This window comes from Sphingobacterium composti (assembly GCF_009829075.1).
Lineage (GTDB): Bacteria > Bacteroidota > Bacteroidia > Sphingobacteriales > Sphingobacteriaceae > Sphingobacterium > Sphingobacterium composti.
Genome location: NZ_WUQZ01000030.1, coordinates 12,948 through 31,024, shown reverse-complemented (window position 1 = coordinate 31,024; position 18,077 = coordinate 12,948). Strand labels below are relative to the sequence as shown.

General features: G+C 34.1%; 21 protein-coding genes and 1 pseudogene. 10 read left to right on the top strand and 12 right to left on the bottom strand.

The window, feature by feature from the left end; genetic code table 11:
- Together GOQ17_RS14830 and GOQ17_RS14825 are read right to left on the bottom strand one after the other, a co-directional pair.
- Positions 1–680: pseudogene (locus GOQ17_RS14830) on the bottom strand (IS982 family transposase); the annotation flags it as partial.
- A gap of 94 nt (positions 681–774) precedes the next feature.
- Positions 775–969 (bottom strand): hypothetical protein, encoded by a 195-nt coding sequence (locus GOQ17_RS14825; protein ID WP_159638669.1) that lies wholly within the window; start codon positions 967–969, stop codon positions 775–777.
- Positions 970–1,194: 225 nt separating this feature from the next.
- On the opposite strand from GOQ17_RS14825, the gene GOQ17_RS14820 reads away from it, so the two are divergent.
- From GOQ17_RS14820 to GOQ17_RS14810, 3 genes are read left to right on the top strand one after another with little or no spacing between them, the layout of a single operon-like run.
- Entirely contained in the window at positions 1,195–2,181 is a 987-nt protein-coding gene (locus GOQ17_RS14820) for a glycosyltransferase family protein (protein ID WP_159638667.1), read from the top strand.
- Positions 2,178–2,909, top strand: coding sequence for a BamJ family beta-barrel-assembly machinery protein (gene bamJ, locus GOQ17_RS14815; protein ID WP_236537166.1), 732 nt, complete (start codon positions 2,178–2,180; stop codon positions 2,907–2,909). Before GOQ17_RS14820 ends, bamJ begins: the two co-directional genes overlap by 4 nt.
- A gap of 7 nt (positions 2,910–2,916) precedes the next feature.
- Entirely contained in the window at positions 2,917–3,813 is an 897-nt protein-coding gene (locus GOQ17_RS14810; protein WP_159638665.1) for an aldo/keto reductase, read from the top strand.
- Positions 3,814–3,868: 55 nt separating this feature from the next.
- On the opposite strand, the gene GOQ17_RS14805 is transcribed toward GOQ17_RS14810, so the two are convergent.
- From GOQ17_RS14805 to panB, 4 genes are all read right to left on the bottom strand, one after another.
- Positions 3,869–4,669 (bottom strand): murein L,D-transpeptidase catalytic domain family protein, encoded by an 801-nt coding sequence (locus GOQ17_RS14805; RefSeq protein ID WP_159638663.1) that lies wholly within the window; start codon positions 4,667–4,669, stop codon positions 3,869–3,871.
- Positions 4,670–4,756: 87 nt separating this feature from the next.
- Positions 4,757–5,788, bottom strand: a complete 1,032-nt coding sequence (locus tag GOQ17_RS14800; protein ID WP_159638661.1) for a L,D-transpeptidase — start codon at positions 5,786–5,788, stop codon at positions 4,757–4,759.
- A 50-nt stretch (positions 5,789–5,838) separates the two neighbouring features.
- The gene (locus GOQ17_RS14795) at positions 5,839–6,441 is read right to left on the bottom strand and encodes a hypothetical protein (RefSeq protein WP_159638659.1); all 603 of its coding nucleotides are present in this window, start codon (positions 6,439–6,441) and stop codon (positions 5,839–5,841) included.
- Positions 6,442–6,450: 9 nt separating this feature from the next.
- The gene (gene panB, locus GOQ17_RS14790) at positions 6,451–7,266 is read right to left on the bottom strand and encodes a 3-methyl-2-oxobutanoate hydroxymethyltransferase (protein ID WP_159638657.1); all 816 of its coding nucleotides are present in this window, start codon (positions 7,264–7,266) and stop codon (positions 6,451–6,453) included.
- A gap of 111 nt (positions 7,267–7,377) precedes the next feature.
- Between panB and GOQ17_RS14785 the strand changes: the two genes are divergently transcribed.
- From GOQ17_RS14785 to pyrF, 3 genes are read left to right on the top strand one after another with little or no spacing between them, the layout of a single operon-like run.
- On the top strand, positions 7,378–8,121 hold the full coding sequence (locus GOQ17_RS14785) for an RluA family pseudouridine synthase (RefSeq protein WP_159638655.1): 744 nt from the start codon (positions 7,378–7,380) through the stop codon (positions 8,119–8,121).
- Between the two features lie 13 nt (positions 8,122–8,134).
- Positions 8,135–8,740 carry a TlpA family protein disulfide reductase gene (locus tag GOQ17_RS14780; RefSeq protein ID WP_159638653.1) on the top strand — a complete coding sequence of 202 codons (606 nt, stop codon included), beginning with the start codon at positions 8,135–8,137 and terminating at the stop codon, positions 8,738–8,740.
- A 5-nt stretch (positions 8,741–8,745) separates the two neighbouring features.
- Entirely contained in the window at positions 8,746–9,579 is an 834-nt protein-coding gene (gene pyrF / locus GOQ17_RS14775; protein ID WP_159638651.1) for an orotidine-5'-phosphate decarboxylase, read from the top strand.
- 63 nt (positions 9,580–9,642) lie between these two features.
- Here the strand turns inward: pyrF and GOQ17_RS14770 are convergent, their stop codons facing one another.
- The 5 genes from GOQ17_RS14770 to GOQ17_RS14750 form a co-directional block, all read right to left on the bottom strand.
- Complete coding sequence (locus GOQ17_RS14770; RefSeq protein ID WP_159638649.1) at positions 9,643–10,656, bottom strand: ABC transporter permease subunit; 1,014 nt, start codon at positions 10,654–10,656, stop codon at positions 9,643–9,645.
- A 2-nt stretch (positions 10,657–10,658) separates the two neighbouring features.
- The gene (locus tag GOQ17_RS14765) at positions 10,659–11,615 is read right to left on the bottom strand and encodes an ABC transporter ATP-binding protein (RefSeq protein WP_159638647.1); all 957 of its coding nucleotides are present in this window, start codon (positions 11,613–11,615) and stop codon (positions 10,659–10,661) included.
- A gap of 37 nt (positions 11,616–11,652) precedes the next feature.
- Positions 11,653–12,501, bottom strand: coding sequence for a COG1470 family protein (locus GOQ17_RS14760; protein WP_159638645.1), 849 nt, complete (start codon positions 12,499–12,501; stop codon positions 11,653–11,655).
- A 236-nt stretch (positions 12,502–12,737) separates the two neighbouring features.
- Entirely contained in the window at positions 12,738–14,543 is a 1,806-nt protein-coding gene (locus GOQ17_RS14755; protein WP_159638643.1) for a SusR-related protein, read from the bottom strand.
- 231 nt (positions 14,544–14,774) lie between these two features.
- Positions 14,775–15,353 carry a PhnA domain-containing protein gene (locus tag GOQ17_RS14750; protein WP_159638641.1) on the bottom strand — a complete coding sequence of 193 codons (579 nt, stop codon included), beginning with the start codon at positions 15,351–15,353 and terminating at the stop codon, positions 14,775–14,777.
- A gap of 134 nt (positions 15,354–15,487) precedes the next feature.
- Here GOQ17_RS14750 and ypfJ point away from each other — a divergent pair, with 134 nt between their 5' ends.
- From ypfJ to GOQ17_RS14730, 4 genes are all read left to right on the top strand, one after another.
- Positions 15,488–16,348 (top strand): KPN_02809 family neutral zinc metallopeptidase, encoded by an 861-nt coding sequence (gene ypfJ, locus GOQ17_RS14745; RefSeq protein ID WP_159638639.1) that lies wholly within the window; start codon positions 15,488–15,490, stop codon positions 16,346–16,348.
- 223 nt (positions 16,349–16,571) lie between these two features.
- Complete coding sequence (locus GOQ17_RS14740) at positions 16,572–16,991, top strand: thermonuclease family protein (RefSeq protein ID WP_159638637.1); 420 nt, start codon at positions 16,572–16,574, stop codon at positions 16,989–16,991.
- A 54-nt stretch (positions 16,992–17,045) separates the two neighbouring features.
- Positions 17,046–17,339, top strand: coding sequence for a DUF2752 domain-containing protein (locus GOQ17_RS14735; RefSeq protein ID WP_159638635.1), 294 nt, complete (start codon positions 17,046–17,048; stop codon positions 17,337–17,339).
- The gene (locus GOQ17_RS14730; protein ID WP_159638633.1) at positions 17,329–17,676 is read left to right on the top strand and encodes a TM2 domain-containing protein; all 348 of its coding nucleotides are present in this window, start codon (positions 17,329–17,331) and stop codon (positions 17,674–17,676) included. The genes GOQ17_RS14735 and GOQ17_RS14730 overlap by 11 nt, the downstream gene beginning before the upstream one ends.
- Positions 17,677–17,690: 14 nt before the next feature.
- Here GOQ17_RS14730 and gloA2 read toward each other — a convergent pair whose 3' ends face one another.
- Positions 17,691–18,077 (bottom strand): SMU1112c/YaeR family gloxylase I-like metalloprotein, encoded by a 387-nt coding sequence (gene gloA2 / locus GOQ17_RS14725; protein WP_159638631.1) that lies wholly within the window; start codon positions 18,075–18,077, stop codon positions 17,691–17,693.

Below are 18,077 nucleotides of genomic sequence, written 5' to 3'. Positions count from 1 at the left end.
TCATTAGGCTATTTTTCATCTTGTTTCGTATTCCGGTGACTAGATGTATTCCATCGATGAAAAGAATTTCAAACAACTGTTTAGAGATATATCCCTTATCGCCAAATAGCTTTCCAAATATTTTTTTCAGGAAACTTTCTTTTTTTTAACGGCTCTCTATCATCCATATTCCCCTGACTAATAAGGAAATTAAGGATTTCACCCCTGTCATTAATGATTAAATGCAACTTGAAACCGTAAAACCATCCCATGGTTGATTTTCCAATTTTAGCAGTTCCTTTGAAGACCTTATTGGCTTTTATACGTTTGTTTTTGCAAACACTTATTGGCGTAGAGTCCACAAATGATATTCCTGTACAAGAACCCGAACAACAGGTTTTCAGAAACATAGTTAAGGGCATAATCACAGTCTGGCTAAGTTCTACAAAACGATTGTAAGAAACTGTATTAGGGAAATCTTTGTTCATGTGGCGCTGTACATAAAATATGTAATAATGCTTGAAACATTTAAAGCCACTAATCTGAAATAATAGTAGGATACTAATGATCTCACTATTTGACATGGTTGCTGGTCGTCTTGAAGCCATCCCAATGATGAAGTTTTTAGTGTTTTTTTCAAAGTTCTTGCAAAACTCATCAACTATGCAGAAAATATCGGTAACTTTATCGTATGTAATCATGGTCTGGTATATTGTTAAATATTTTAATTTCAGACACTTAAATACAAACATTTACTACCATGATTGCAATTTTAAATAGAATTAATAATCGAATTCAGGTTAATAATTTCTTTTCATTTAGCTTTTCTTTTGCTTGAGACCAATGAATAGGAATGCTGTCAATATTTTCATACTTGCCAATATCTATATAATGCTTTGGGCCTTCAATTGTATCCACATAACATCTTTTGTCTGCATCAACTGCTTTATCTGTTATTTGTTTAATATGAGTTTTATAGAATGCAGCCAAATCTGACGGAAGTAGAAAGACAACTGTTTCATTGATTTTTTTATGAGGATCCCCATGAACTAAAAAAAACTAAAATTATTATCAGTAGCAGAGAGAATGGCTTCATAATTAATGTGTTAGTTTATTTAATTTAATCAAAAAAAATAATTAAAACTACTTTAATATGAATTGGGCGACCTTATTTAATAAAAATATGTATTTTCGATTCACATTTTAAGGCTATTCATGAAGATATTATATGCTATTCAAGGAACTGGAAACGGTCATTTGTGTCGTGCTATGGATGTTATTCCGTGTCTCCAAGCTTTTGGCGAAGTAGATGTATTGATTAGTGGTATACAAGCTGATATTTGCATTCCTTTTGATATTAAGTATAGACTACATGGATTGAGTTTTATCTTTGGAAAATCAGGTGGTGTCGACCTTTGGAAAACTTTTATGAGCTCGACAGTAAGAAAGTTATTGCAAGAAGTTAATGAAGTTCCTGTTGGAAATTATGATTTAGTTATAAATGACTTTGAACCGATAACTGCATGGGCTTGTCAGACTAAGGATCTCCCGTGCATCGGGTTAAGTCATCAAATTGGTGCTATGCACCCAAATAGCCCTAAACCAGACGAAACAGATATGATGGGTAAATTTATTATGAAAAATTATGCGCCTGTCACACAGCCATATGGCTTTCATTTCAAACAATACCATAAGTCAATATTCACACCTGTAATTCGTGAATCTATCCGTCGACTTGAACCTACTAATTTAGGTCATTATACTGTTTATTTGCCTAGTTATGATGATGCACATCTGCTGAAGCATTTGACGAAATTTTCTGACGTTAGGTGGGAAGTATTCTCAAAACACAATACGAAACCATTGAGTATTAAAAATGTCTCAATACAACCTATCAACAATGATGAATTTGTCAAAAGTTTAGCTTCTTGTGAAGGAGTATTGTGTGGAGCAGGTTTTGAAACACCAGCTGAAGCATTATATTTAGGAAAAAAAGTGTTGGCTATTCCTATGAAAAATCAATACGAACAACACCTTAATGCAGCTGCTTTAGAAGATATTGGTGTGCCGATTATCAGCAGTTTGAAAAAGAAATACGAATATGATATTGAAGTCTGGTTAAATAGTTCACATACTGTTAAGGTCGATTATCCAGATAATACAATGCAAATCATAGAAACAATTATATCTAAAAATACATGAAGTTAAAATTTATTTATTCTATGCTAATTTTAAGCTTGACAGTAACTTATGTAAATGCTCAAGTTAAGAAAAAAAATGCTACAACGACTGTTAAAAAAGCTACAACTGTTGCAAAGGCACCAGTCCAAGAATTTACTCTAAAGACAAACAGTGATTCACTTGCTTATGCATTAGGTATTGACGTAGCCAAAAATTTGAAGAATGCAGGTTTCGAAGTAAATACAGTTATTTTTCAAAAAGGTCTGGAGGCAGCTTTAAAATCTGAAAAATTGTTGCTCACAGAAGATGAAATTATGGATGTTATCCAAAAAGAAGTACGTAAAGCTTATGACAAGAAGAATGCAGAACTAAAGAAACCAGGAGAGGAATTTTTAGCTAAGAACAAACAAAGACCAGAAGTTGTCACTACACCAGAGGGTGTACAATACGAAGTTTTAAAAGAAGGCGATGGAGCACAGCCTACAATTGATTCAGAAGTTGAGGTACATTACAAAGGTACGCTTATTGACGGAACACAGTTTGATAGCTCATACGAGCGCAATGATCCCTTGACATTGAATTTGAATCGTGTTATTGAAGGTTGGAAAATTGGCATTCCATTGATGAAAGTAGGTGGTAAATGCAGGTTTTATATCCCTTACAATCTGGCATATGGTGAACGTGCAACAGGATCTATCCCGGCTTACAGTGCGCTTATATTTGAAGTTGAATTATTAGGAATAAAATAATTTGTTCATGCTATACAATAAGTTAGGTCTATCAAATATTTACTTATCAGAAGTAGGATTCGGTTGTATGTCTCTGAATGTGAAAGATCAATCCGACAGCAAATATCTTATCGATAAAGCTATTGATGGCGGCATTAATTATTTTGATACGGCTGACTTATATGATTTTGGTGAAAATGAAAAATTGCTTGGTACTGCTGTTAAACAAAAACGTGAGAAGGTAATTATAGCCACAAAGGTTGGAAATAAGTGGAATGCAGATAAATCTGCATGGACTTGGGATGTGTCAAAAGGTTATATTAATAGTGCTGTTGATGATTCGCTAGCAAGACTACAAACTGACTATATAGATCTGTATCAAATACATGGAGGTACCATTGATGATAATTTTGAAGAAGCGGTAGAAACATTAGAGAATTTGGTCTCAATTGGAAAAATAAGATCGTATGGTATTTCTTCTATTCGTCCAAATGTATTTTTACGATTTGCTAATGAGTCTAATATTGTATCGAATATGATGCAATTTAGTTTGTTGGATACACGACCAGAAGGTTATCTTAATACACTAAATGAAGCCAATGTATCTACCTTAGCTCGAGGAGGATTTGCACAAGGATTATTGTTCGGAAAACCTGTTCGTGAATATTTAGATCATAGTATTGCGCAGGTACAATATATTTCAAGTCGAGTCACACAGCTTTCAAATCAATTAGGAGTATTGCCAGAATCAATAGCATTAGCTTATTTGTTAAAATATCAGCGTGTTACATCCGCACTAGTCGGTATTAGAACAGAACAGCATTTAGTTAAAGTCTTGAAAGCTGTTGATCAGCTGAGTAATCATGAAATAGATTTTGATTCGTTGGAAATTCCAAAAATAAGCTATCAATCCCATATAAAATGAAAAGAGACGGCCTGAAAATTTTCAGGCCGTCTCTTTTATCTCTAGTAAGTCCATTCTAATAAGAAGAATAAGCGCTGTCTACATCACTAACCACATCTCGTTGCGCTAATAATGTATTGCTTGATTTCTTTAATATCTTAGAACTAGCTAAATAAGTCGGGTCTTCTGCGTAGATAAATACCATAGTTCCATTTTTAATGGTATTTATTATAGGTTTGTTCAATTCGCGTGGTAGGGCAGGGCAGCCATAGCTTCTACCTAATCTTCCTGTCGAATTAATTACAGACTGACTACAGTAATCAGCGCCATGAATAACAACAGCACGAGGTTTTGCTTGGTCGTTAATGCCTTTTTCCAAACCATTAAGCACTAATGAATAACCATTTCCACCCATATACGTGTTTTCTGTTGTATAGAAACCTAATGAGCTTTGAAATGATCCATGTCTATTCGAAAATGCAGTTGCATATTTTTCACCGCTATTACGTCCATGCGAAACAATTGTATTATATAATACCTTTTTGTTCTTAATGTCAATGACGTGCATACGTTTTTCTGTAGAGGGAAGCGTAAAATCTATAACGGTAATGATATCTTTGTTTTTGAAATCTAAGTTTTCGTAACCTATCATCGCTTTCTCAAAAGCTTCGAATTTTAATTTACCTTCCAAGCCAATTTCATCGTATAATATCTCAGTTGATGTTCTTAAATCCTTTTCTGAAGAATCAACTACGGACTGATTAGAATAAATACTATCTGTTGGTTGAGGGGTAAGGTAGGTTGCTGTGGTTTGACTGATTAAAGTAACTAACCCTATGCAAGTCGTCACTAATACTAAAAATTTTGTTTTTCTCATAAGCGCACTTTATCCTTTCGTGATGTACAAAGTTCGTTATCAATATTTTATAAAAGTGTTAAGAAGTGTTAAATTCTTAACTTATGGTTAATCAATGACAATTACTAAAGATGTAAAGGGTTTTACCCAGTCATAAATAAACTTGGAATGTGACGATGCATTGCGTACACACATGTGCGAACGCGGTACAGTGCCTAAGCTCCAGCTTGTTTCAATTATTTGACCTTTTGGATTGTTTACGGGTACGCCATGTATATAAGCCCCATTTGTAAACCGTGATGCCCAAGGTGCAAAACCTTCAATACTCGTCGTGCCGTCTTTGTAATAAAACATCTTTGCCTTTTGCTCTTGCACCAGAAACATGCCGACAGGAGTTTCCATGGCATACGGTGGGTTGTGCTTACCCGTTGTGGCTTTATTCATACTTCGGATGTACCAAGTGTCATCCACATGATCTAATGCGCAGATATTTTGATTCGTGACATCAACGACTACGATATGCTTGAATGATAATGTATCGCCTAAAGACTTGACATAGCGTTTTGGTATATCCCATTCGCCATCAAAATTTGTCAATCCTTTTACTTTAACCATTTTCAAGGTGTCGCTACTTAGCATCTTCACCAAAGAGCCGTCACGACCATAAATGGTTGGAAGTTTAGTTTCACCTACTTTATAAAGTGGGGCGGATTGATAGCGCTCTGTTCCTAAAGTATCCGAAACCCTCTTGTATGCATTACGCTTAAAATTTGTCACAGTAGGCGCCTCACCATGCTTATTCTTATAGTTTGATACTAAACCGTACTGATTATGTTCACGCTGGAAATTTTCGATATATGCTAACTTTTCTTTAATTTTCTCCCATTGGAATACGCGAAATGTATCATTATATGGATATTTATCCTCTAACGTATATTTATCATACTTTAATTCCTTTTTGAGTTTAATATCAGCGGCAGTTCGAGGACGTTTTTTTTCAGCCTCTTCTTGCTCTCTGCGTACATTTTCAATACTGTCTTGCTTGGCTTTCTCAATCTCTTCGGGTGTTTTCTCTTTTTTAGGAGAATTACAAGAAAGTGCAATCTGTGTGATTAGTGCTAATAGTAGTATGTATCGCATATAGCGTATAATTGATTTAAAAGTAAGTGATTAAATCAAATATATTAAAATTAAATTATTGGGAATAATTTTGTTTCAATCTCTCTATCGAATAATTGTAATTTGTCGAAAAATGGTTTTGTTTGTGGGTTTTGAGCGATAATGTAGGGGATGTTATAAGTGTGATTTTGGGTATGCAACTTATAATATCCGAATAATATGCCGTTATTTTTTTGAACAGATTTTACTTCTGTTACTCTTTTTACATCATTTAAAAGGTTGAAAATCTCAATTTTATTATTGCTAATCTCAACTTGAACTTCATGTGTTTTGCTGTTGTAAATGATGCGCTGATTTTTGGTTGCTTTCAAATGATTATTCAAAATAAAGAATTGGCCAATCAGATAGAAGCTCACAGGAAGCATGAACAAGGCGATTTTGAATTTGCTAGCAATTACAATCGTAATCAACAAAATTAGAATTCCAATACCTACGGTTATCAGCGTTTTCTTTACAGCAGATTTGTAGATTGATAAAGGAGCACTTATTTCAATAATTTCGGTAGGAGTGGACAAGCGTTTTGTCGTACTCCATGAACCAAAAAGATTAAGCTTACGCACAATCGAGAAGATGAGCATAGCAATAAGTGCACCTATAATGATGATTTTTATCATCCAGAATTTTTAATATTGTTCTTTTTCGTTAGGGTAATCTTTTGATTTAACATCAGCTACATATTGTGCTGTAGCATTGGATATTGTCTCAAAAAGGTTGGCGTATTGACGTAAGAATTTTGGTTTAAAATCTTTAGTCATACCCAACATATCATTTACCACTAATACTTGACCATCACAGCCATTTCCAGCGCCGATTCCTATTGTAGGTATTTGCAATGATTGAGAAACTTCTTCAGCCAATTTAGCAGGTATTTTTTCAAATACTATCGCAAAACAGCCAGCTTCTTGTAAGGCTAGAGCATCAGATTTTAATTTCTCAGCTTCCGCCTCTTCTTTTGCACGAACACCAAAATCTCCAAATTTGTATATAGATTGCGGTGTTAACCCCAAGTGTCCGCAGACAGGAATTCCCGCATTTACAATTTTCTTGATGTTATCGATAATTTCTTCCCCGCCTTCCAATTTCAAGGCATGTGCGCCAGATTCTTTCATCATGCGTACAGCAGATTCGTATGCTTTTTCTACCGAACCTTGATATTCGCCGAATGGCAAATCCGCTAATACCATAGCCCTCTTTGCGCCACGAGCTACTGCAGCTGCATGGTAAATCATATTATCTAAAGTGATAGGAAGTGTAGTTTCGTATCCAGCAAATACATTTGCAGCCGAATCACCGACCAAAATAACGTCAACACCCGCCTCGTCCAATGCTCTAGCCATCGAGTAATCATAGCTCGTTAGCATACTGATTTTCTCACCTCTGGCCTTCATATCGCGCAACGCGGAGGTAGTAACACGTTTTATGGGTTTGTGTACAGACATGGTCTCTTTTTTGTTTGATGCAAAATTATAAATAAAAATAGCTATCCTTTCATAATATTGTAAAAACCTCAAATATCCGAAATACTCGCTTTGTTTTGTTATTTTTGCAGTATGACGCAAAACGAAAACCGTTTATTTAAATTTCCGAAGTTCGCAGAACTGATAATTCACGAGGATGATAATCTAATTGTTATTAATAAACCTCCTTTTATCGCCTCATTGGACCAACGTGAGGGCGGTGAAATCAATATATTGAGATTGGCCAAAAAATATTGTGCGGATGCACAAGTTTGTCACCGTCTGGATAAAGATACTTCTGGTGTGTTACTAATTGCGAAAAATCCAGAAACTTATCGTTTGGTTTCTATTGAATTTGAAAAACGTCGTGTCAATAAAATATACCATGCCATCATTCAAGGAACACATGTTTTTACAGATTTGAAAGTAGATTTGCCGATTTTGAATCAAGGAAATAAAAATGTTTCAATTGATAGGGCCAATGGTAAGTCGGCAGAAACGATTTTTAATAGTATTAAATATTTCAAGCATTTTACGTTGGTAGAGTGTAAGCCTATAACAGGTCGTATGCACCAAATTCGTATACACTTGGCGACTCAGCATGCAGCAATCGTTGGTGATTCGATGTATAGAGGTAAGCCAGTTTATTTGTCACAAATCAAAAAACGTGGATTTACGATGGGCAAGGAGCAAGAAGAGCAGCCAATTATGAAACGTTTTGCATTGCATTCCAAAAGAGTCGAATTTACCATTGATGGCAAACGTTATGAGTTTGAGGCAGAATATCCAAAAGATTTTGCTACATTACTCAAACAATTGGAAAAATTTGATTCCTAATTTATTTTAATCTATGGAAAATAAAAAAAGTAAAAAGCGTATTTGGACTTATGTCATTTGGGCTGTTTTATTTGGATTGATTTTACTGCCAAGTAGTCGTATTTTTTTGCAACAGCAATTAATGAAGTTGGGGCTTTTCAAACCGAAATTGGAGAAGGTACAAGAACCTGAGACTGTATCTAATTCCGAAAATGCACCATCAGCAATATCCTCCGCTATTTCATTCGTAAATGAGGAAGGAAAGATATTCAATGTGGATTCACTAAAAGGAAAAGTTTTATTCATTAACTTTTGGGCGACTTGGTGTCCTCCTTGTAAAGCCGAAATGCCGTCCATTCAAAAATTATACGATAAATTCAAAGGAAACGATAAAGTGGAGTTTCTTTTGGTGGAGATAGAAAATGATATTGAAGGAGCAAACAAATTTTTGAAACAAGAGAATTTGACTTTACCAATTGTATATCCAAATAGTCGTATTCCAGAAGAATGGCTTTCCGGCGCAATTCCTACTACCGTATTTTTAGATAAAAATGGTGTTTTGGTAAGCCGCGAGCAAGGAATGCGTGATTACAGTGCTAAATCAGTTGAAGATTTTATTCAGAATCTCATTAATAAATAATTTTTATGACCAGACAGGAACTTATCGAGCAAATTAAAGAGAAGCGTTCATTTCTTTGTGTTGGACTTGATACCGATATAACAAAAATTCCAGAACATCTTTTAGGTGAAGAAGATCCTATATTTACATTTAATAAAGCTATCATTGAGTCTACAGAAGATTTGTGCGTAGCTTATAAGCCCAATATTGCATTCTATGAGAGTTATGGTGCGAAAGGTTGGCAATCGTTGCAAAAGACGTGGCAGATCTTGCCAAAGAATTGTTTTAGTATAGCAGATGCGAAGCGTGGCGATATTGGCAATACATCGAAGATGTATGCGCAGGCTTTCTTTGATCAAGCACAGTCGGGAATGTCTTTTGATTCCATTACGATAGCTCCTTATATGGGGAAAGATTCGGTTACACCTTTTTTGGATTTTGATGACAAATGGGCTATTGTGTTGGCTTTGACTTCAAACGAAGGTTCGAAAGATTTTCAAAACTTTACTAATCGAGATGGCAAACAATTATTTGAAGAGGTAATTGAAAAGGTAAATTGCTGGGGAAGTATCGAAAATATCATGTACGTGGTAGGAGCGACACGTGGAGAGGCTTTTCTTGAGATACGTAAGCATGCGCCAGACCATTTTTTATTGGTGCCTGGTGTAGGAGCCCAAGGGGGCTCGCTTCAAGATGTATGTAAATACGGGATGAACAAAGATTGTGGTTTACTGGTGAATAGCACACGTGGAATTATCTACGCTTCGTCAGGTAAAGATTACGCTGAAAGAGCGCGTGAAGAAGCTATAAAATTACAGAAGGAGATGGAGCAGGAATTAATTCATGCGGGGGTGATATAAAAATTAAATGCTTGATTCAATATATGATGAATCAAGCATTTTTTTATGTTGACCTTTTAGGGATTAGCAACGGATTTCCCGACGCATAAACAAAAGGTAAGACAATGCAAAGCAAATCATCATTCCCGCCGTAATACCTGTCAGTTGAGGCCAAACAATCATTAAACTATCTATAAAAGACAATGGAGTAGGGATAGCAGCTATCATCTGTTCCATCGAAACTGGTCCTAAACTTCGAATTGATGGCATTAATATACTTGTGGTGGCATCAGTATATAATTGACTAGGGGACAATCTCATTAAATTAAGAATCATTTCATGCCAAGCTAAATATTCCTGTTCAGAAATATAATTCGGATTTGGAATAAACGGTCTTATGATAAAATTGATAACTATTGGAAAGAAAATGGTGAAGAATAACCATATTCCTATAGCAGTCATAGCCGATGTCGCTCCTTGACGGAAAACAATTGATAACAAAATAGCTAAACTCAACCAAAAGGCAACGTAGATTATACTTACGCCAATAAATCCAATTATCCTTACGACTTCTTGAAACTCTATCTTAATACCTGTAGAAATAATCCCAGCTCCAATCATTAACATGATGAGTGATGTGAATAAGACAGAAACAATTATAAGAGGAGCAAAGAACTTGGATAAAAGCAAGTTGTCACGATAAATAGGTTGTGCAACCAACCTTGTAAGAGTTCCTCCATTTTGTTCTGAATTAATGGCATCGAAACCTAATGCAATCCCTAATAGAGGTGCTAAAAAATTAAGAAATACATGAAACGGTGGCACGGTATTATCACTTGTTGTTAATAATTTTAAATAAACAAAAGTGCTGTCTGGATCTTGACTATTATTAATTGTGTCACGAAGTCCTGAAAAAGAAACATACAATGAAGCACCAAACGTAAGTACTATTAATGAAATCAGAATTATGAATCGCCAGCTTCGAATGTGCGAGGATACTTCTTTTTTAATTAATACTTTTATTGGAGGCGAAAAACTGTTTTCCGCATTTGATTTTGCAGTGCATTGAAATAGACCTATGAAATTATTGCTCCTCATTTCTATATCTTTAAGTTATCATTATCAAAATATTTACTATAAATGTCATCTAAAGTATATCCATTACGATTTACAGAAAGAATATTAGCATCACTTTGCACTAATTTACGTACAACTTGGGCTGTAACATCAGTAGTGGAATGTATGCTTATTTTATTTTCTTCGAATGCAACAGTAGAAATTCCATCTATAGTATTTAATGAAGACTCGACACTAAGCGTTGTAAACTCCGGATTGTTAACTTCTATAATCGTTTTAAAACCTCTATCCAATTGAAGTTTTTGAGCTAGTGATTCAATAGGTCCTTCCACCATCATTTTACCATCAACAAATATGCCTACACGGTCACATACTCTTTGCACCTGATGCAAGTGATGTGATGACATGAGGACTGTTAAATTCTGCTCTTTGCTGAGTTTCTGAATAAGTTTCAAAAAATCATTAACACCACTTGGATCTATTCCCAATGTAGGTTCATCTAGTATGATAACTTGAGGTTTTTTGATTAGAACTTCCGCTAGCCCCAGACGTTGTTTCATACCTCGCGAGAAGGTACTAGTTTTACTATTTGCAACATCAGCTATTCCAACAGTTTGAAGTAACTCATACGCCAAGGTTTTAGCTTGTTGCCCAAAAGTTCCATTTAATTCTGCTATGAAACAGAGATTTTCCACTGCTGTCATATCAGGATAGAATCCCACATTATCCGGCATATAACCGACTACTTTCTTTACTTCTAAAGGATTACGAGTTGCATCATGGCCACAAACTGTTGCACTGCCACTAGTGGGTTCAGTGAGTCCAAGCATCATCAAAATACTAGTTGTTTTTCCAGCTCCATTTGGCCCTAAAAGACCAAATATTTCACCAGAATATATTTGGAGATTAAGCTTATCAACAGCCTTCTTATTGCCATAAAACTTCGATAAATCCTTCAAATCAATGATTGGATTATTCATGAAATATGTATTTAAAAAGTTATGATTTTATGGATTACTATCTTCTTCCATATTTACGAATTAGATAATAAATCAGTCCAGCTGCTGCAATAATTATTAAAATTCCAACCCAACCAGATAATATAGATGTCTTTACCATAATTCGGATGGAAGTTTCAGTAGAAGCATTTGTGGATTTGACATTCATTTTTGTAATGTAGTCACCGGCTATTGTCTTTTCAGGAACTTTAAGAGTTACCTTTAAATCAACTTGCTGTCCTGGTTGCAGTTGTTCTATTGTAGATGGAGAAAAGCTTGTTTCCCATTTGCTTGGCAATTGAGAAGTCAATTCTAATGTATTTAGTGGTAAAGTACCACTATTTTTTACTACAAGTAATAGCTCTTTACTGTTTCCTGCTACGATTTCATCCGAAAGTCTTCCAGTAGGTGTAGAGATTTCTACAGCATATGACCCGCGCACTACAGCTTCCAAACCTAGTTTCAACGTGTCTGATTGTGATATAGCCTCTACAGGGATTTTATAGGTGTCAGGTTTGGTGCTGATTGGACAGTTTATTTCTATACCGATATCTTTGGATATTCCTGGCTCTATCTGAAGTGAAGTGACAGCAACTCCTTCAACACGATAAGTAATTTGCCAGCCTGCTGGGAGTTTCGCAGATAGATTGTAATTCGTTAATTCAGTATTACCATTTGTAAGGGTACTGTTGTACCTAAAAGTTTCATTTGTAGGAGCTTCTACATTTAATAGCCGAGCTGTAAAAGAGGTTTTGTTATTGGCATTTTGGCCAAAAACATGAAATGAAAAGAATAATAAGAATACGTTTAAAAATAGGCCTTTAGATAGATTTTGGCATTTTTTCAAGTTTAATAATTGTTTTAACATAATCAAAATACTAAAATTTATAATTAAATGAATGATAGCTTTCAAATGATGTTCGATTGATCTTATTGGATCAATTATTTATTAAAATTTTGACGCAAAATAATAATCAAAAATGTATTTGTCAATACCTAATTATTAAATGTTGTGATGTGAATTTAAATAGAAATTATACTCAATTAATGTTTAGGTTTTATGTTGTTTAATGATCAATCATTAGAAAATGTACTAAAAATAAATTAATCAGATTTAGGCAATTCAATTATAAATATTGTGCCTTGATTTGTGTTGTTTTCAATCCATATTTTACCCATATGTTGATCGACAATTTGTTTACAAATGTATAGACCAAGTCCAAACGATTCTTCTCCAAATGTTCCTTCACGTCTGATAGTTGGATTTAATTCAAATAGTTTTGACCTAAATTCTTCGGGGATACCAATACCATTGTCTGCAATTCTTATTTGGATATAATCGTCGTTTAAATCCAGAAGATCTACTGTAATATCACTCGCAGGTGAGCTAAATTTGATGGCATTACTCAAGATATTATCTAGAACACGACGCATCTTTTCGCGGTTAATAAATATACGTACTGGAATCAGATTAGTCTTTAATACTTGGCTTTTTTCGTTTGCTTTGTATTGCAATATAGTAGCAGATTCAATTATGAGCTTATCTAAATCAGTTTCTGTCTTTTTGATAGTATCGTTACCAGATTTGATGTTTAATAAATCAGAAATTGTATTTAATGCATCTTGATTAGATTCTTCCATTATCTCAAGCATCTTTTTTTCATCTGGACTTAAGTTTTGATTATGAATGAATATTTCATAAAGATTTATTGACCCAGCGATAGTACCACGCAAGTCGTGTGCTAATACTTTCAATATCCATGAGTTCTCCTTTTGGCTTTTCTCTAATTCGTGCAGTAGCGTTTGTAATTCTTCGTTTTTTGAGACAACTTTTTGATTCAGCGATTTGAGTTTAGTTCTACTATATACAAACCAAAGTATAATAAATATTAAGATCATAGAAATAACCACAAAGGTCATAATCTTCCTTTCAGTCTGTAATATCTTATGTGCTGCAACTTGAGGTAATAACGTGGTGATTTCTACTTTATGTAATTTAGAACCGTAGAAATTTGCATTGTCTAATCCTTCTTTTAAAAAGTAATACGCATTATCCGCATCTCCACTTTCAAACAATTTCTCACCAACTTTTACTATGGCAGGTGTTTCTTTCGTAGCATTTCGAACATCAAATATGGCTGCAAGGATATAAAAGTGGGTTGACCTCTCGTCATTAGGATATAAATAACTATACATATAAGCTAATCGAGCAGCTCGAGTTGGCTCAGACTTATGGTATTGATTCAGAAAATCCATGTATTTAGGGTAATCTTTAGCTCTATTTCCATAAATACTATCCGGAAAAATATTAATAAGTTCTAACTCATAAGTTTTGGGATTAGCATACATTCTGGTCGAATCATGATAATCATGTTCCAATTGGATATATGATGGGCTATAATATGTATCCGAAATAGTATTGTGTAAAGCCCAATTTAACCAAAAGAATAAATGATAATATTCATATTTATTCTCCCGAGAATCATTGCGGATATCTATTAAATCTAAACAATCAGATGCCTCTTTGAACACTCCTGAAGAAATAAGAATCTTCCCAAGTTTTAATCTTGCCGTATTTAGTTTTGATTGATCCTTTAATTCGTTACCTATTTCAATCAATTTATTCGCAATGATAATTGCTGAATCTCTTTGATAGGAGATGTATTCGTCCAACAAAAGATTTGTTAGCTCATATTTTCTATGGGTGGATAATGCTTTGAATTTATATAATTGATTACTTATACTTTTAATCTTTTGCTCTTTAATACCATCATAATGCTTCTTGTTTTTCAACTCTGTTTTCAAAACATCAATCAAACTATCAGTTGTATTTTGTCCATAAACAGATTTTCCTACTATTAATGAAATTAATAGCACGAGTCCCAAAAATATTTTATTTAGTGTAATCAAGATAGAGTGTGTTTATTTTGGTAGCATAATAATATGTATAAATATATTAAACAATTATTAATAATAAAGTTTCAAATATTAAATAAAGAAAAATAATTAAACCAATTATTTATTGAATTTCAATAAATGTCGCATTTTATAAATTTATTACATTAATTTGCCTTTTCCATAAGAAAAGGCTGTAATAATAATTACAACCTTTTGAAATTTTATATGTCAGTATTGTAAATACTATCCTTTCCTCAAATATTTAGTTAAAATTACGATTGTCTGTCCATCTATTTTACCTTCAATATATTGGGTATTATTAGGGTCTAGACGTATGTTTTTAACAACTGTACCTAATTTAGCATTCAAAGAAGAACCTTTTACATCCAATGTTTTAATCAATACAACAGTATCACCTTCATAAAGTCTAGTTCCATTTGAATCTTGATGAAATTCTACAGTTGCATCCGACTCATGATCACCAGTTTTTTTTGCCCATTCTAATGCATCATCCTCTAAATATAGTATATCCAAATTGTCAAGTGCCCAGCTTTCATTACGTAAGCGACTCAACATACGCCATGCGACTACTTGTACTGGGGTGTGTTCAGACCACATTGTCTCACTTAATATTTTCCAATGATCTGGATCAATTTGTTCTGTTTTGTCTAATTGCGATTTACAGATAGAACAAACATAAATGCTGTTATCAAGATTTACAATCGATACAGGAGGTACTTCATAAATACCAAGAGCAGAAGTGCTATTGCATAATTCGCATTGATTACCACTTCTCTCCTGAAGTTGTTTTTCTAAACTCATGATAGGTCAAATAAAAAGCCCAAAAGTACGAAATATCTAAGATATTGATCCATTTAAGATTTTATTTAATTTCTTATCATAATTGGTAAGGATTTTGTTATTTTCAATAAAATTATAAATCAAATCAAAAAATTATGAAATGGCAAGGAGGTCGCACTGGAGGTAGAGTAGAAGACAGACGTGGAATGTCTGGAGGTAAAAAATTGGCTTTGGGAGGTGTTGGAGGTGTAATTGTTCTTTTGATAAGTCTATTTATGGGTGGAGATCCTGGACAATTATTAGAACAAATGCAGGGAGGTGCTTTAACTACCGAACAAGGAGAATACCAATCTACCCCAGAAGAAGATCGTTTGATGAAGTTTTCTGAAGTGGTTCTTACAAGTACAAACGAGGTCTGGACTCATATTTTTAAACAGTCTGGTAAGTCTTATCCCGATCCCGTACTAACTGTATATTCACAAGTGAGTGAAACTGAGGGCTGTGGGATAGGTAGGGCAGAATTTGGGCCATTTTATTGCCCTGCGGATCAAAAAGTTTATTTGGATCTTTCTTTTAATAGAGAATTAAGCACAAAATTTGGTGCTAAAGGAGAATTTGCTCTTGCATATGTTATCGCACACGAGGTAGGACATCATATCCAGAATTTGACTGGAGTACTACAACAAACGAATGCGTTAAGGGCTAAGATGAGTGAACGCGAATACAACAAAATTTCTGTAATGACAGAGTTGCAAGCTGACTTCTATGCGGGGGTATGGGCGCATTACGTGAATAAATTAACCAGTATTGAATTAACTTATCAAGATATAGTAGATGGTATGACTGCCGCCGCCGCAGTAGGTGACGATCATATTCAAGAACGATCACAGGGATTTGCAAATCCCGAGTCATTCACACATGGCACTTCCGAGCAACGTATGTATTGGTTTAAGAAGGGATACGATACTGGAGATATCAATGAAGGTAATACTTTCAATGATCCTAGCTTGAGGTAATATTAATATCATTGAATAATTATAAAAGCTCGCAAGGTGTATTTTTGCGAGCTTTTGTATGATATAATCTGTTTTATAAAGATCATTCCAATATCTTTGCTGTAAAAATGTATTTGCTATGCTTCAACTCTTTATTATATGCTTTTTAAGTACTTTTTCTTTTTGTAAATCACAAAATTCAGTTTTTAAATTTCCTTTTATTGAGAAAGATTTTGAAAAGGAAATGAATTTAAATCCATCTATTTACAAAGTTGTTAAATGTGTAGACGGTGACACATTTTGGGTGTTGAACAAAGATAGCGTACGAGTAAAAGTCAGATTAATAGGTGTTGATGCTCCAGAAGTCAAAACTGTATTCAATAAGAAAAAACATCCGTTCGGTCTACAGTCCAAAGCATACCTTGATAGTATCCTTTCAGTAAACTCCTTTTTAAAATTAACCTTTGATGTTGATTCATTGGATAGATATGGAAGAACTTTAGCCTATGTTTTTTTGAATGATGGAACATTCTTAAATAAAAAATTAGTACGCGATGGCTATGTAACTGTAATGACTATATCGCCAAATGTAATGTATCAAGATTTGATGTTCGAGGCTCAAGTCTATGCTAGGGAGAATAAATTAGGAATTTGGAAGGAATAAATATGTTTGGGATATTTGATTTACTTTTAAAAAATATCTAACTTTCTTTGAGTTATGGTTAAAATTGTAAAGCAAATTCCAATTGAACTCATTCTATGGGTAACGGCTTTTATTATGATTTACAATTTAAATCTAGAAGAGGAAGTGACATCCATGTGTCCTGTGCATCATCTAGGATTCAAATGGTGTCCAGGATGTGGATTGGGAAGATCTATACATTTGCTTTTGCACGGACAATTTAACAAATCCATTGAGATGCATTGGCTAGGTCTTCCTGTAACGCTAGTTTTGCTATACCGTATTGTTGAATTAATTAAGTATAAACTAAAATATAATAATGGCAAATAACCCTTTTGTTCACTTAGATGGTATTACCAATGTGGAGTTGATGAATTTAAATCATTTAACTGCAGAACTTGATGAAGCAAAACTCAGAAATTTTATTCAAATTTATGCTTCAAGACGTAAAAAAGCACAAGATATTCTCCTATTTACACTGCTAGGTTTGGTTATAATTGCTGGTGTTCAACGTTTTGTTCTGGGGCAGATAGGTATGGGAATTATTTATTTTTTCACAGGTGGATTTTGTCTCATCGGAACTATTATTGATTTGATAAATCACAAATCGATGACTGAAGAATATAATATTAAAATTGCATCGGAGATATTATTAGTTGTTAGATAATAATTAACAACGAACTACTTTTCGTAAAATTCTATGGGTAACCCATCAGGATCAGAAAAGAATAAAAATCTTTTTCCTGTATTTTCATCTGTACGTATAGATTCCGATACAATATTTTTCTTGTGAAGTTCTAATTTAGCTAGTTGGAGATCGTCTACCTCAAAGGCAAGATGTCGCAAACCTAATGCTTCGGGATAGGAGGGACGAACAACATAATCTGGAAAGGAGAACAGCTCAATAGTATATTGACCATCTAATGCTAAGTCTAATTTGAAAGAATCACGTGTCTCGCGATAGGTTTCTTGGATGATTTCTAATCCCAATATTTCAGTATAGAAATGTTTAGACTTCTCATAATCACTGACAATGAGTGCAATATGGTGTACTTTATTGAGCTTCAT

Coding starts and splice junctions, on each gene's coding strand:
- GOQ17_RS14810 (WP_159638665.1), top strand. CDS start 2,917: ATGCTATACAATAAGTTAGGTCTATCAAATATTTACTTATCAGAAGTA.
- GOQ17_RS14770 (WP_159638649.1), bottom strand. CDS start 10,656: ATGAGGAGCAATAATTTCATAGGTCTATTTCAATGCACTGCAAAATCA.
- GOQ17_RS14730 (WP_159638633.1), top strand. CDS start 17,329: ATGGCAAATAACCCTTTTGTTCACTTAGATGGTATTACCAATGTGGAG.
- GOQ17_RS14735 (WP_159638635.1), top strand. CDS start 17,046: ATGGTTAAAATTGTAAAGCAAATTCCAATTGAACTCATTCTATGGGTA.
- GOQ17_RS14740 (WP_159638637.1), top strand. CDS start 16,572: ATGAATTTAAATCCATCTATTTACAAAGTTGTTAAATGTGTAGACGGT.
- GOQ17_RS14760 (WP_159638645.1), bottom strand. CDS start 12,501: ATGTTAAAACAATTATTAAACTTGAAAAAATGCCAAAATCTATCTAAA.
- GOQ17_RS14800 (WP_159638661.1), bottom strand. CDS start 5,788: ATGCGATACATACTACTATTAGCACTAATCACACAGATTGCACTTTCT.
- GOQ17_RS14785 (WP_159638655.1), top strand. CDS start 7,378: ATGACGCAAAACGAAAACCGTTTATTTAAATTTCCGAAGTTCGCAGAA.
- GOQ17_RS14805 (WP_159638663.1), bottom strand. CDS start 4,669: ATGAGAAAAACAAAATTTTTAGTATTAGTGACGACTTGCATAGGGTTA.
- pyrF (WP_159638651.1), top strand. CDS start 8,746: ATGACCAGACAGGAACTTATCGAGCAAATTAAAGAGAAGCGTTCATTT.
- GOQ17_RS14750 (WP_159638641.1), bottom strand. CDS start 15,353: ATGAGTTTAGAAAAACAACTTCAGGAGAGAAGTGGTAATCAATGCGAA.
- GOQ17_RS14795 (WP_159638659.1), bottom strand. CDS start 6,441: ATGATAAAAATCATCATTATAGGTGCACTTATTGCTATGCTCATCTTC.
- GOQ17_RS14780 (WP_159638653.1), top strand. CDS start 8,135: ATGGAAAATAAAAAAAGTAAAAAGCGTATTTGGACTTATGTCATTTGG.
- gloA2 (WP_159638631.1), bottom strand. CDS start 18,077: ATGAAGCTCAATAAAGTACACCATATTGCACTCATTGTCAGTGATTAT.
- GOQ17_RS14820 (WP_159638667.1), top strand. CDS start 1,195: ATGAAGATATTATATGCTATTCAAGGAACTGGAAACGGTCATTTGTGT.
- bamJ (WP_236537166.1), top strand. CDS start 2,178: ATGAAGTTAAAATTTATTTATTCTATGCTAATTTTAAGCTTGACAGTA.
- panB (WP_159638657.1), bottom strand. CDS start 7,266: ATGTCTGTACACAAACCCATAAAACGTGTTACTACCTCCGCGTTGCGC.
- ypfJ (WP_159638639.1), top strand. CDS start 15,488: ATGAAATGGCAAGGAGGTCGCACTGGAGGTAGAGTAGAAGACAGACGT.
- GOQ17_RS14765 (WP_159638647.1), bottom strand. CDS start 11,615: ATGAATAATCCAATCATTGATTTGAAGGATTTATCGAAGTTTTATGGC.